Below are 12,212 nucleotides of genomic sequence, written 5' to 3' on the forward strand. Positions count from 1 at the left end.
CGCGCCGGTCGTCGGGGCGCAGGCGCCGGTCCCGTACCCGGCGGCCGCCGTGACCGCGCCGGAGGTGGCCGGGGCCGCGGCGGAGGTTGCCACGGCCGACCCGGCGCTCGTTCCGGTGGCGGCCGGCGGGCCGGAGCAGGCGGCCAGCAGGCCGATCAGCAGCGCGGCCGCGGCGGCCCCGGTCGTGGTGCGGCGGACCAGGCCCGCCCGGGTCGTCATGGGACGAAGACGCTACCGCCTGCCCGGGACGGCGCGGCCGGCCCGGTCCTCGTGGCCGTGGTCGCGGTCCCGGATCAATAGGGTGGGAGTGATGCCCTCGACCCTGGACTGGCTGCGCTCCCGTGACGACCACGAGCTGGTCGCGCTGTTGCGCGCCCGGCCGGACCTGACGGTGCCCGCGCCCAGTGACCTGACCGTGCTGGCCGGCCGGCTGAACACCGGCCCGTCCGTCTGGCGGGCGATGGAATCGCTCAACGCCTTCCACATCCAGGTGCTGCAGGCGCTGGCCGTGCTGGACGCCGAGAAGCGCGCCGTGCCGCGGTCGGTGCTGGCCGGGTTTCTGGGACCGGAGGTCCCGGCCGACGCGGTGGCCGCCGCCCTGGAGCGGCTGGAGTCGCTGGCCCTGGTCCGGGGGCAGGATCCGGTGGCGATGCCGTCCGCGGTGCTGTCCGTGCTGGGCGGGCTGCCGGCCGGCCTGGCCGCCCCCGGGTCGATGACCGTCGAGCAGGCCGCCGCCGCGCTGGCCGACCTCGACCCGGCCGCCCGCGGGATCGTCGACCGGCTGGCCACCGGGGTGCCGCGCGGTACGACCGACCCGCGCTCCTCCGTCGGCCGGGCGGTCGCCGCCCTGGTGCGGGCGGGCCTGCTGCGCCGGATCGACGTCGACACCGTCGAACTGCCGCGCGAGGTCGCGCTGGCCGCCCGCGGCTCCGCGCCGCTCGGCCCGATCCGGGTGCACCCGCCGACCGACGGGATCACCGACCACGGGACCGCCACGCTCGACGGCACCGCGGCCGGGCAGGCCCTGGCTGCGGTCGACCGGGTCCGCCGGCTGCTGGACCTGATCGGTCAGAACCCGCCGCCGGCGCTGCGATCGGGGGGCCTGGGCATCCGGGAGCTGCGCCGGCTGGCCAAGGCCGGGGGCGCGGACGAGCGGACCACCGCCCTGGACGTCGAGCTGCTCGCCGGCATGGACCTGATCGCCACGGAGCATCCGCGGGATCGGGTGACCGAATCGTGGACGCCGACCGAGGAGGCCGACGCGTTTCTCGACCTGCCCGACGAGGCCGCCTGGGCCGATCTCGCGGCCACCTGGCTCGACCTGCGGCGCAATCCGGCCCGGGCCGGTACCAAGGACGCCGCCGACAAGATCCGCAACGCGCTGTCCCCCGAGCTGTCCTGGATCCGGGGGCCGGTCGATCGCCGGTTCGTCCTGACCATGCTGGCCGAGCTGGCGCCGGGGCAGGGCCTCTCGGCGGCGGGCCTGGACGACCGGATCGCCTGGCGCTCGCCGCTGCGCCCGCCGGATCACCGGCGGGCCGTGCTCGACGCGACCGTCACCGAGGCCACCGCGCTCGGGGTGGTCGCCTTCGGCGGGCTCAGTTCGGCCGGCCGGGCGCTGCTGGCCGATCCGGCGGCCGCGCGCGAGGCGGCCCGGGCGGCGCTGACGGCGGCGCTGCCGGCGCCGGTCGACACGGTGATGGTGCAGGCCGACCTGACCGTCGTGGCGCCCGGCCGGCTGGTGCCCGAGCTGGCCGCCCGGCTGGCCCAGGCGGCCGATCTGGAATCGAGCGGCTCGGCCTCGGTGTACCGCGTCACCCCGCAGTCCGTGCGGCGGGCACTCGACCTCGGCGTGAGCACCGCCGAGCTGCACGCCCTGTTCCGCGAGCACTCCATGACCGGCGTGCCGCAGGCCCTCGAATACCTGATCGACGACGTCGGCCGGCGCTACGGGTCGTTGCGGCTGGGGCAGGCCAGCACCTACCTGCGCAGCGACGACCCGACCCTGATCGACCAGGCGATCGTCCAGGCGGCGTCGCTGGGGCTCGACGTGCGGCGGCTGGCGCCGACCGTCGCCGTCTCCACCGCCGCGCTGCCCGACCTGATGACGAACCTGCGGGCCGGTGGGCTGGTGCCGGCGGCCGAGGACGGCTACGGCGCCCTGCTGGACCTGCGTTCCCGACCGCCCCGGGCCCGCCCGCGATCGCCCCAGCAGCACTGGCGGGAACCGCCGACCGCGACGGTCGACCAGCTCGGTGCGCTCGTCGAGCGGATGCGCAGCGTCGACCGGGCCGCACCCGCGGTCCAGCGGGGCGACGCGCCGATCGGCGACCTGCTCGAGCAACTCCGGTCGGCCGCCCGCGACCGGCGCCCGACCTGGATCGGCTACGCCGACGCGCAGGGCGTGAGCGCCCGCCGCCTCGTCGAGCCCGTCACCGTGACCCCGGGCAAGCTCGTCGCGTTCGACCGCAGCCGCGGGGAGGTACGCAACTTCCCCCTGCACCGCATCACCTCGGTCGCCGCGGCCGAGCCGGACGACCCCGCCGACGCGCCCTCCCCCGAGCCCGCCCCGCCAGTGCGCTGATCGAAGACCACTCCGCGGCCCTGCGGTCGCCGGCGCCGCCGTGGGGGCGACTGTGCGGTCCGGCGAGACACTGCACCGTCGGCGGCGCCGCAGGCCGGGCCCCGCCGTCCTGCGCTGATCAAAAGCCCGAACCCGCGCCCGAAACGTCCCTTTCGGTGGGCCTCTCATCCGCGCACCCGCCCGGCGGCACCCCACTGGCCGGGGCCCCGCCGTCCTGCGCTGATCAAAAGCCCGCAACCGCGCCCGAAACGTCCTTTTCGGTGGGCCTCTCATCCGCGCACCCGCCCGGCGGCACTCCCAGGCCGGGGCCCCGCCGTCCTGCGCTGATCAAGAGCCCGAATCCGCGCCCGAAACGTCCCTTTCGGTGGGACTCTCATCCGCGCACCCGCCCGGCGGCACCCTCTGGGCCGTGAGCGGCGTGAGCGCCTCTTCGCTCACCCGACGGGGTGGCCCGTCACCTGGATCTCCGAGATCGCGTTGTAATCACGGTCTCCCGGCGTGGAGGTCGCGGCGATCGTCAGGGTCAGCACGTCGGCGACCATGCCCAACGGCTGAACCTGCATCTCGGGGGAACCGGCGAGCTCCTGGTGGACCGATGTCCCGTCGGCGCCGGACCAGTCGGCCGCCAGGACCCGGCGGTTCTGCGCGAACCGGTCGACACCGCTGACGGGATCGACCGTCGGCATCGTGCCGGGCTACGCCAGGGCCCACCCGCCACTGGCGGCGAGCCGGATGCGACGACGTGTCGACCCACGGCGCCCAGGAACTGCCGTGCGGTCACGGCAGCCCCAGGCAGACGACCTCGCGATCGGCCCGATGCACCAGCGTGTGCAGGGTGCCGGCCGGGCAGCCGGCGCCGCTGACGGTGCCGGTGAGCACGGCGATCACCCGGAACAGGCCGCGGGCCGGGCTGCCCGCTTCCCGGCACGGGGCCTTGCCGATGTCGTCGGTGTCGCCGGCGTACAGGCACTCCCCGACCCGGGCCACGTAGTTCAGGCACATCACGGCGTCGTCGCGGGTGACCAGGACGACGTCCGACCCCGTCGCGACGCACCGGCCGTCGTCGGCGGTGCGGTCGAAGCGCGCGGCGATGACGAACTCCGCCTCGGGGGCGTCGCACTCGAGCGCGATCACCGTCGTCCCGCCGGCCGAGGCCAGGCAATCACCCGGGTTGAGGTCCACGGCCGATCCGGAACCGGCCGCCCCGGGGGCGGTGGTCAGCAGTCCGGCCAGGACGACCGCCAGGGCGACCAGGCCGAGGCAGGCGACCGCGAGCACGGCGCGGCGGCGCCGGCGGGCGGTGTCCGCCGCGTCCGGCCCGTCCTCCCCGGCGATGGGCCCGTCCGCGCCGACGCGCGCGAACGGATCGACGGCACCGAACCACCCCAGGACGGCCCGCGGCTCGCTGACCGCCGCCCGATCCGGGTCGAGCGAGGACTCGGGTGTCGGCGGCCCCGACCAGGGCACCCGGCCCGGCGTCGAAGCCGGTGCCGGGGCCGGTGACCGGGGTGGTGCACCCGCGCCGACCGATCCGACCGGGCCGACCGGGCGGACCTGCTCCGGCGGCACGCCACCCGGGCCGACCGGCAGCGCGCGCCAGCCGGATCCGGCCCCGCCCGGTCGCCGCTGCATGACGCCAGCGTCCCACGGGCGCGCGGTCCGGCGCTTCCGTCGGGCGGAAGGCGCCCGGCCGGACCGGGGTCACCGTGGTTAGCCTGGCGAACATGGGACAACCAGCGCTTCGCCGCCTCGGCCGATCCGGCCTCGCCGTGTCCGCCACCGGCCTCGGCTGCAACAACCTCGGCCGGCCGAACACCGCCACCGAGAGCCCCGAGGGGGTCAGGGCCCTCATCGACGCCGCCCTGGACGCCGGTGTCACCCTCTTCGACGTCGCCGACATCTACGGCACGCCGCAGGGCCGCAGTGAGGAACTGCTCGGCGCCGCGCTGGGCGCCCGGCGCGCGGATGTGATCGTGGCGACCAAGTTCGGCATGGAGATGCACGGGGCCGACGGGCCGGACTTCGCGGCCCGCGGGTCCCGCTGGTACGTGCGGCGCGCGGTGGAGAACTCGCTGCGCCGGCTGCAGACCGACTGGATCGACCTCTACCAGCTGCACCAGCCGGACCCGGCGACGCCGATCGAGGAGACCCTCGCCGCACTCGACGAGCTGGTCGCCGACGGCAAGGTCCGGTACATCGGTCATTCGAACTTCGCCGGCTGGCAGGTGGCCGACGCCGCCTGGCGCGCGCGGGTCGACCACCGCACCCCGTTCATCTCGGCGCAGAACGAGTATTCGCTGCTCAACCGGAGTCTCGAGGCCGAGGTGCTGCCGGCGGCCCGCGAGTTCGGACTCGGCGTCCTGCCGTTCTACCCGTTGGCCAACGGCCTGCTCTCCGGCAAGTACACCCGCGGAGACGCACCCGCCGGAAGCCGGTTGCAGGCGATCAAGCCGCAGCTGCTGCAGACCGCCCCCTGGGACAGGCTGGCCCGGTTGCAGGCGTTCGCCGACGAGCGCGGCGTCACCATGCTGCAGGTCGCGTTCGGCTGGCTGCTGGCCCAGGAGCCCGTGGCGGCGGTGATCGCCGGGGCGACCACGCCCGAGCAGATCCGGGCCAACGCCGAGGCGGCCACCGCCTGGACCCCCACCGTCGAGGATCTCGCCGCGATCGACGAGATCTTCCCCGGGCCGGCCTGACGAGCCGCGTGACGCCCGCCGCGCTGGCCTGACGCGCCGGGTCTCCCCCGCCCGCCGGGCCTTCCCCGCCCGTCGGGCCTTCCCCGCCAGCCGGGTCCCGCCCGGCCCGGCCGGTCGACTTGCCGGTCTGCGCCGCGGATCGCGCCGATTCCGGGCTCAAACCGGCAAGTCGGCGCGCGGGGGGCGGGCAGGTCAGCCGGTGGCCGGCCCGAGGTCCAGAACGGTCAGCACCGGCTCGCCCGCCTCGTCCGATTCGGCCAGATCGACCTCGACCGCCAGACCCCAGTCGCGGTCACCGGCCGGATCGTCGAAGATCTGCCGCACGTGCCACTTCTCGGGCATCCGCCGAACCAGGAGGAAGGCCGTCGACCGGGCGTCCGGCCCGATGCCCAGCGCGTCGTACTCGTCCCAGTAGGGGCGCATCGCCGCGTCCCACGCGTCGGCGCGCCAGCCCTGCGCGCCGTGCAGCTCGCCCAGCGCGGCATAGTCCTCGCGGGCGAGCAGCTCGATCCGGCGGAACAGCGCGTTGCGCACCATGACGGTGAAACCCCGCTCGTTGGCACTGATCCCGCGGGCGGCCAGCGGCGGCCGGACCTCCCCCGAGCTGCCCGGCAGGACCAGCTCGTCGGCATCCGGATGGGCCAGCGCCTCCCACTCGTCGAGCAGGCTGGAGTCCACCCCGCGGACGAGTTCGCCGAGCCAGGAGGTGATGTCGGTCAGCTCCTCCGTCCGGGCGGACGGTGGGACAGTGCGGCGCAGGGCCCGGTACGCGTCGGCGAGGTAGCGCAGCACCACCCCCTCCGAGCGGGTCAGTCCGTAGAAGGCGACGTACTCGGAGAACGTCATGGCCCGCTCGTACATATCCCGGACAACCGACTTCGGCTCCGGCTGGTACTCGGCGATCCACGGGTGGCCCTTGCGGTAGGACTCGTAGGCGACCTCGACCAGATCGGCGAGCGGCTTGGGATAGTCGACGTCCTCCAGCAGCTCCATCCGCTCCTCGTACTCGATGCCGTCGGCCTTCATCGCGGCGACCGCCTCGCCGCGCGCCTTGAACCGCTGCGCCGACAGCACCGGGAACGGTCCGTCCAGGGTGGCCTCGATCAACGACACCGCATCCAGCGCATAGGTGTCCGACTCGACATCCAGGATGTCCAGGGCAGCCAGGGCCAGTGGCGAAAGCGGTTGATCGAGCGCGAAATCCAACTGCAGGTCGGTGGTCAAACGGTAGCGGCGGCCGGTCTCGTCCGGCTGGTCCAGCCGCTCGACGACCCCGGCGGCGATGAGGCCTTTGGCGATTGCGATGGCCCGCACCGCGTGTCGCAGCTGCCGGGGGCGCGGCTCGTGGCTGCCCTCGAGCAGCGCCCGCATGTGCTCGAAGGCATTGCCGGGCCGCGACACCACGCCGAGCACCATCGCGTGCGACACCCGGAAGTGGGAGGTCAGCGGCTCGGGCTGGGCGACCACGAGCTTGTCGAACGTGGTCTCCGACCAGTTGACGAAGCCCTCGGGCGGCTTGCGGCGCACCACTTTCCGCTTCTTGGCCGGGTCGTCCCCGGCCTTGGCCACGGCCCGTTCGTTCTCGATCACGTGCTCGGGCGCCAGCACGACGACGTCACCGGCGACATCGAAGCCGGCCCGGCCGGCCCGGCCGGCAATCTGGTGGAACTCCCGAGCGGACAGCAGGCGGGTGCGCCGCCCGTCGTACTTGCTCAACGACGTGAACAGCACGGTGCGGATGGGCACGTTGATGCCGACGCCGAGGGTGTCGGTGCCGCAGATGACCTTGAGCAGGCCGGACTGGGCGAGCTTTTCCACCAGCCGCCGGTACTTGGGCAGCATCCCGGCGTGGTGCACTCCGATGCCGTGCCGGACGAGCCGGGACAGCGCCCGGCCGAACCCCGGGGAGAAGCGGAATTCCCCGATCACCTCGGCGATCTCGTCCCGTTCCGCCCGGGACGCGACCGCGATGCTGGACAGCGCCTGGGCTCGTTCCAGCGCGGCGGCCTGGGTGAAGTGCACGATGTAGACCGGCGCCCGCTTGGTCTCCAGCAGGTCCTGCAGCGTCTCGGTGAGCGGAACCAGCGTGTAGGAGTAGTGCAACGGCACCGGCCGGGGCACGTCGGTGATGACGGCGGTGTGCCGGCCGGTGCGCCTGGTCAGGTCGTCGGCGAAGAAGCGGACGTCGCCCAGGGTGGCGGACATCAGCACGAACTGGGCGCGGGACAGCTCCAGCAGCGGCACCTGCCAGGCCCAACCGCGCTGCGGGTCGCCGTAGTAGTGGAACTCGTCCATCACCACGACCCCGGCGTCGGCGGCCGCGCCGCCGCGCAGCGCAACCGAGGCCAGGATCTCCGCGGTGCAGCAGATGATCGGGGCGGCCGCGTTGACCGCCGAGTCGCCGGTGATCATGCCGACCGCCGACGGGCCGAAGATGTCGACCAGGTCGAAGAACTTCTCCGAGACCAGCGCCTTGATCGGCGCCGTGTAGTAGGCCCGCCGGCCGGTGGCGAGCCCGTTGAACAGCGCGGCGGTGGCGACCAGGCTCTTGCCGGACCCGGTCGGGGTGCCCAGGATGACGTTGGAATCGGCGACGATCTCCAGGAGTGACTCCTCCTGGTGGGTGTAAAGCGGCAGCCCGCGCGCCGCGGCCCAGGTCGCGAACACGTCGAACAGCTGGTCGGGGTCGGCACCGGGCGGCGGTTCCAGCAGAGCCGCCGCCCCCGGAGCGGAGGCGGCGGCTCGGGACATGACGTTCAGCTAACCACGAGCGGCGACGGCCGGGGCGGCCGTCCGGGCCGGGGGCGAGCCGGACGCTCGCCACAGCACCACGGCCATCACGATCAGCCAGAGGCACCACAGGACGTAGCCGGCGAAGTTGCTCAGGCTCGCGACGCCGACCCCGACCGGGATGAGAACCCCGGTCGCGATCAGGGCGGCCGAGGCGTAGCCCAGAATCCGCACCCAGACCGGCGCCGCGACGGCCCCGACGACCAGCACGGTGAAGGTCGCGGTCAGCGCGTAGCCGATGGTCTCGCCGACGATGGTGCCCAACCAGAAGTGCAGCGCTTCGAATCGCTGCTCGGCGTCCCCGGCCGTCGCGGGGTGCAGGGCGTCCGCGCTGACGCCGGGGATCAACAGCACCCAGCGGGAAAGCCCGACGACCTGCACCACGGCGGCCGCGACGCCGACGATCGCGATCGTCCGGCCGAGTGAACCGCCGGTGAGCCGCCCGAGCAGAATCCCGGCCGGCGCCAGCAACGCGGCGCTGACGGTCAGCACGAGGAACCAGGTGGTGACGCCGGACTGGTGTTCCCGGAAGGACGCGAGGATCTGCGCCGCCGGGTGCTTGAGCACGGCCGGGTAGTCGAAAATCGATCCCAGGGCGGTGAATCCGGCGATGGCCAGGGCGGCGGCCGTGGCCAGGAGTCCGGCGACGGTACGCCGAGCGGTGCGGTCGGACATGACGGTCCTTTCGAGTCGGGGGGATTCAGGCGGAGATGCGGGCGGTGGCTTGGTCGGCGTACCAGCGAAAGGTGATGGCCAGCGCGGACTCCAGCGGGGTGGCCGGCTCGCCGAAGGTGCTGCGGAACGCGGAGTCGTCGACCACCCACCGATCGGTGAACTGGTACAGGGTGTGCAGGTACTCGCGCATCATCGGCTTGACGACGCCGATCGCGCGGAGTGTGCTCCGGCCGGCCGCAAACATTTTCGGCCGGTGCCCGGCCAGACCGTAGACGTGGTCGACGATCTGTCGGGTGGTCCACGCCGGTGCCACCGGCAGGTGCCAGATTCGGCCCGGGGCCTGAGCTTCCGTTCCCAGGGTGACCAGACCGGCAGCGACGTCGGGAGTGTAGGAGTAGCTGTGCAGGGTGTCCGGATCACCCATCACCTGGGCGGTCCGGCCGGTCAACGCCGTGCCGAACACCGTGTCTCCCAGGGCGGAGTGGGTCGCCCCGGGGCCGAAGTAGTCGGAGGCCCGGCCGATGGCAACCGGTAGCTCGCCCCGGCGGTGGGCGTCCAACAACTCGGTCGTCATGGCCGCCCGCGTGGCGGCCTTGGCCGAGGTCGGTTGGGCCGCCAGGGTCTCCACCAGATCCCGGCCACCGACCGGTCCGTAGGCGTACAGGTTGTCCAGCACCACCAGCCGGGCCCCGGCGGCTCGGGCCCCGGCCAGCACCGCTCGCTGCAGCGGCGGGAACTCCTGCGGCCAGCGGTCGTAGTGGCCCGCGTTCAGGCAGAAGTACACCGCCTCGGCACCGACCGTGGTGCCGGTGGTGAACGCCGGATCGGTGGCGTCCCCGCCGACGACCGTGGCACCGTCGATCCGGCCCCGCCCGCTGCGGTTGACGGCGATCACGTCGTGGCCGCGGCTGACGAGTTGCTCGGTGACGAGCCGGCCGATCTGTCCGGTTCCGAAGACGACGTGGCGGGTCATGATGCGCTCCTGACGGCGGGGCGGGCGAGGGCGAACGGGAGGACGAGCGTGGCGGCGGTGACGCTGACGGCGCCGATCGCGCCGAAGACGGTGAACTGGTTGTCGACCTGCACGCCGGCAATGGTGATCAGCGCCCAGGCCAGCGCCCAGCAGGCGGCCAGGTAGGGCGGCCAGGCCAGGGCGAGCCGGTGTCGAGGGCGGCGGAGCACGATGGCCTGGGCTGCGCCGACGGCCAGGCCGCTGATCGCCCCCTCGATCATCAGGGACGTCAGGTCGGTGGCGAACCCGACGGCGGTGGCGCCGATGCCCAGGCCCACAGCCAGACCACCGGCGGTGGCGGCGACCCATCCGGCCGGGTTCGTCATCAGCCGGCCGAGACCGAGGACCTGGGCGGTACCCAGCACCGCGCCGGTGATCAGCCCGCCGGTGAGGGCCGCAGCGACGCTGTCCACCCGGCCGACGGTGAGCATGGCGGCCAGGCCACCGAGCGGGAAGCCGACGAAGGTGACCATCCACCGGAGGCCGAGGACCCACCGGCGGGACCCGACCTGATCGGGGCGTTCGCGGGTGTCCATCACGACCGCCCCGCCACCGCGGAAGGATCGGTGATCCAGGCGGCCAGCGCGTCATCGGGATGGTCGGCGAGATGGTCCCGGACCAGGGCGTCGAGCAGCAAGGAATCACCGGCGAGGCGGGCGGCCGCCAACGCGACCAGCTGGCGGTCCCGGGCGCTGACGGCGCAGCGCTGCGCGCGGACGAGGGCGGGCGCCGGGCGGCCGGCCAGGATCGCGGCGGCCACGAGGAGATCGGGCGAGGTGGTGGCCGCCGACCGGGCGAGGATCTGCGCGGGAGCGTCGGCGTCCCGATGCAGGAGACGTTCGATCAGCTCGGCCTCCGTTAGATGGGTAGCCGGCGCGACCGGGATCGGGGAAGCGGGGTGTGGTTCGGGCATGGGACCACGATCGGTCGGTCCGCTGACGCTGTGCTGACGCCCGGCTGACGTCCGGCTGACTGCCCGTCTGACGCGGCTGATGCCCCGCCGCGCTCAGATCATCAGCAGCGCGCGGGCCCGGCGGGCGTCCCGCCGGTCGACGTCGGCCAGCCGGTGCGTCGTCCCGGGCATCAGCTCGTCCGCCGCCGCCAGCAGCCGGCGGGCCGGCGCCGGGTCGCCGGTCACCGCCAGCAGCGCGGCGGTCGCGTCCAACGCCAGCACCTGGGCGTCGACATCGCCCGCGCCTCGAGCGGTCTCGAGCAGATCGGCCAGCCTTTCGGGCGCGCCGGCGACACCGTCCTCCGCGTCCGTGGCGGCCAACGTCACGGCGGCCAGCGACGCCTCGTCACCGCCGCCGGATTCCCGGAACCACCGATCCGCGGCCAGCAGTTCGGCCCGAGCGCCGGCCCGGTCACCCAGGGCCAGCCGGACCCGGGCCAGCCGGATACGGGACAGGGCCAGAGCCCGCATCAGGCCGACACCCTCGATGATCGCGATACCCCGTTCAAGCGCCCGCGCGGCGCCGGCGTCGTCCCCGGCCAGTTGCCGGACCCGTCCGAGGTTGGCCAGATGGAACCCCTCGGCGGCGAAGGCGGTTGCCCGATGGGCACTGTCGGCCGCCGCCTGGAGGTGGCGCCCGGCGTCGGCCAGCCGCTGATCGGCCTGGGCCACCTCGCCCAGGATCGACTCGATGTGGCTCGTGAGCCAGTCATCACCCAACGCCGGGAGCAGCGGGCCGGCCTGCGCGCAGGCCGCGGCCGCCCGGGCCGGGGCGCCGGCCGCCAGGGCGCCGTACCCGGCCAGGACGCCGCCCATCGCCAGATCCCAGCCGGCGGCGCGGTCGACCGCCATCGTGCGCCACCGGTCCAGCAGGTCGGCCGCCTCGGGTGCGCGCCCGGCGTGGATCAGGGCGAAGGCCAGGGCGAACCGGCTGACGGTGCGGGCATCGTCGTCGACGGCCCGATCGGCGAGGGCCACGGCCCGCTCCGACTCGGCCACGGCCCGGCCGACGTCACCGCCCACCTCGTTCCAGCCGGCCAGGGCCAGCGCCATGGCCCGGTCGCCCGCGGGCGCGGCCTCGCCCGCGGCGGCGACGGCTCGGCGCAGCCGCTCGGCCGCCCCCGCACCCTCGCCGAGCACCACCCACACCCAGCCGAAGCCCAGGGCCATCCGCAGCCCGGCCAGCGGGTGGCGCCCCGCCGCCCACGCCAAGGCCGCGTCGATGTTCGCGCGCTCGTCGCGGGCCACCGCCAGGTGCCGGGCCTGCCGGGGACCGCGGTGCTCGACGGCGGCCAGCGCGGCGGCCCGCTCGAACCAGGCCAGATGCGCGTCGCGGATCGGGTCGGTCAGGCCGGCGTCGGCCTGCCGATCGAGGGCGTAGGCGCGGACGCTCTCCAGCAGCCGGTAGCGCACCGCACCGCCGGCATCGACGTCCACGACCACCATGGATCGATCGGCCAGCCGGTCGACGACGTCCAAGGTGGCCGATTCCGGCACGTCGAC

9 protein-coding genes and 2 pseudogenes are annotated in these 12,212 nt (G+C 74.5%); 2 read left to right on the forward strand and 9 right to left on the reverse strand.

Annotated elements, in window-relative coordinates; translation table 11 throughout:
• Window positions 1-219 (reverse strand): annotated as a pseudogene (locus tag ACOJUF_RS10120) (hypothetical protein); the annotation flags it as partial.
• Window positions 220-310: 91 nt separating this feature from the next.
• Between ACOJUF_RS10120 and ACOJUF_RS10125 the strand changes: the two are divergent.
• Entirely contained in the window at window positions 311-2,584 is a 2,274-nt protein-coding gene (locus tag ACOJUF_RS10125) for a helicase C-terminal domain-containing protein (RefSeq protein WP_420121731.1), read from the forward strand.
• A gap of 434 nt (window positions 2,585-3,018) precedes the next feature.
• On the opposite strand, the gene ACOJUF_RS10130 is transcribed toward ACOJUF_RS10125, so the two are convergent.
• Entirely contained in the window at window positions 3,019-3,270 is a 252-nt protein-coding gene (locus tag ACOJUF_RS10130) for a hypothetical protein (RefSeq protein WP_420121732.1), read from the reverse strand.
• Window positions 3,271-3,361: 91 nt separating this feature from the next.
• Window positions 3,362-4,216, reverse strand: coding sequence for an LppU/SCO3897 family protein (locus tag ACOJUF_RS10135; protein WP_420121733.1), 855 nt, complete (start codon window positions 4,214-4,216; stop codon window positions 3,362-3,364).
• Between the two features lie 92 nt (window positions 4,217-4,308).
• On the opposite strand from ACOJUF_RS10135, the gene ACOJUF_RS10140 reads away from it, so the two are divergent.
• On the forward strand, window positions 4,309-5,280 hold the full coding sequence (locus ACOJUF_RS10140; protein ID WP_420121734.1) for an aldo/keto reductase: 972 nt from the start codon (window positions 4,309-4,311) through the stop codon (window positions 5,278-5,280).
• 192 nt (window positions 5,281-5,472) lie between these two features.
• Here the strand turns inward: ACOJUF_RS10140 and ACOJUF_RS10145 are convergent, their stop codons facing one another.
• The 6 genes and pseudogenes from ACOJUF_RS10145 to ACOJUF_RS10170 form a co-directional block, all read right to left on the reverse strand.
• A complete protein-coding gene (locus ACOJUF_RS10145; RefSeq protein WP_420121735.1) occupies window positions 5,473-8,031 on the reverse strand; it encodes a DEAD/DEAH box helicase in 2,559 nt (852 codons plus the stop codon).
• A gap of 9 nt (window positions 8,032-8,040) precedes the next feature.
• On the reverse strand, window positions 8,041-8,745 hold the full coding sequence (locus tag ACOJUF_RS10150) for a DUF4386 domain-containing protein (protein ID WP_420121736.1): 705 nt from the start codon (window positions 8,743-8,745) through the stop codon (window positions 8,041-8,043).
• Between the two features lie 25 nt (window positions 8,746-8,770).
• Window positions 8,771-9,718, reverse strand: a complete 948-nt coding sequence (locus tag ACOJUF_RS10155) for an NAD-dependent epimerase/dehydratase family protein (protein ID WP_420121737.1) — start codon at window positions 9,716-9,718, stop codon at window positions 8,771-8,773.
• On the reverse strand, window positions 9,715-10,230 hold the full coding sequence (locus ACOJUF_RS10160; RefSeq protein WP_420121738.1) for a hypothetical protein: 516 nt from the start codon (window positions 10,228-10,230) through the stop codon (window positions 9,715-9,717). The genes ACOJUF_RS10155 and ACOJUF_RS10160 overlap by 4 nt, the downstream gene beginning before the upstream one ends.
• Before the next feature lie 62 nt (window positions 10,231-10,292).
• Window positions 10,293-10,670 carry a hypothetical protein gene (locus ACOJUF_RS10165; RefSeq protein ID WP_420121739.1) on the reverse strand — a complete coding sequence of 126 codons (378 nt, stop codon included), beginning with the start codon at window positions 10,668-10,670 and terminating at the stop codon, window positions 10,293-10,295.
• A gap of 93 nt (window positions 10,671-10,763) precedes the next feature.
• A pseudogene (locus tag ACOJUF_RS10170) lies at window positions 10,764-12,212 on the reverse strand (transcriptional activator domain-containing protein); the annotation flags it as partial.

This window comes from Nakamurella sp. (assembly GCF_048594475.1).
Taxonomy (GTDB): domain Bacteria; phylum Actinomycetota; class Actinomycetes; order Mycobacteriales; family Nakamurellaceae; genus Nakamurella.

Coding starts and splice junctions, on each gene's coding strand:
- ACOJUF_RS10125 (WP_420121731.1), top strand. CDS start 311: ATGCCCTCGACCCTGGACTGGCTGCGCTCCCGTGACGACCACGAGCTG.
- ACOJUF_RS10130 (WP_420121732.1), bottom strand. CDS start 3,270: ATGCCGACGGTCGATCCCGTCAGCGGTGTCGACCGGTTCGCGCAGAAC.
- ACOJUF_RS10135 (WP_420121733.1), bottom strand. CDS start 4,216: ATGCAGCGGCGACCGGGCGGGGCCGGATCCGGCTGGCGCGCGCTGCCG.
- ACOJUF_RS10140 (WP_420121734.1), top strand. CDS start 4,309: ATGGGACAACCAGCGCTTCGCCGCCTCGGCCGATCCGGCCTCGCCGTG.
- ACOJUF_RS10145 (WP_420121735.1), bottom strand. CDS start 8,031: ATGTCCCGAGCCGCCGCCTCCGCTCCGGGGGCGGCGGCTCTGCTGGAA.
- ACOJUF_RS10150 (WP_420121736.1), bottom strand. CDS start 8,745: ATGTCCGACCGCACCGCTCGGCGTACCGTCGCCGGACTCCTGGCCACG.
- ACOJUF_RS10155 (WP_420121737.1), bottom strand. CDS start 9,718: ATGACCCGCCACGTCGTCTTCGGAACCGGACAGATCGGCCGGCTCGTC.
- ACOJUF_RS10160 (WP_420121738.1), bottom strand. CDS start 10,230: ATGGTCACCTTCGTCGGCTTCCCGCTCGGTGGCCTGGCCGCCATGCTC.
- ACOJUF_RS10165 (WP_420121739.1), bottom strand. CDS start 10,670: ATGCCCGAACCACACCCCGCTTCCCCGATCCCGGTCGCGCCGGCTACC.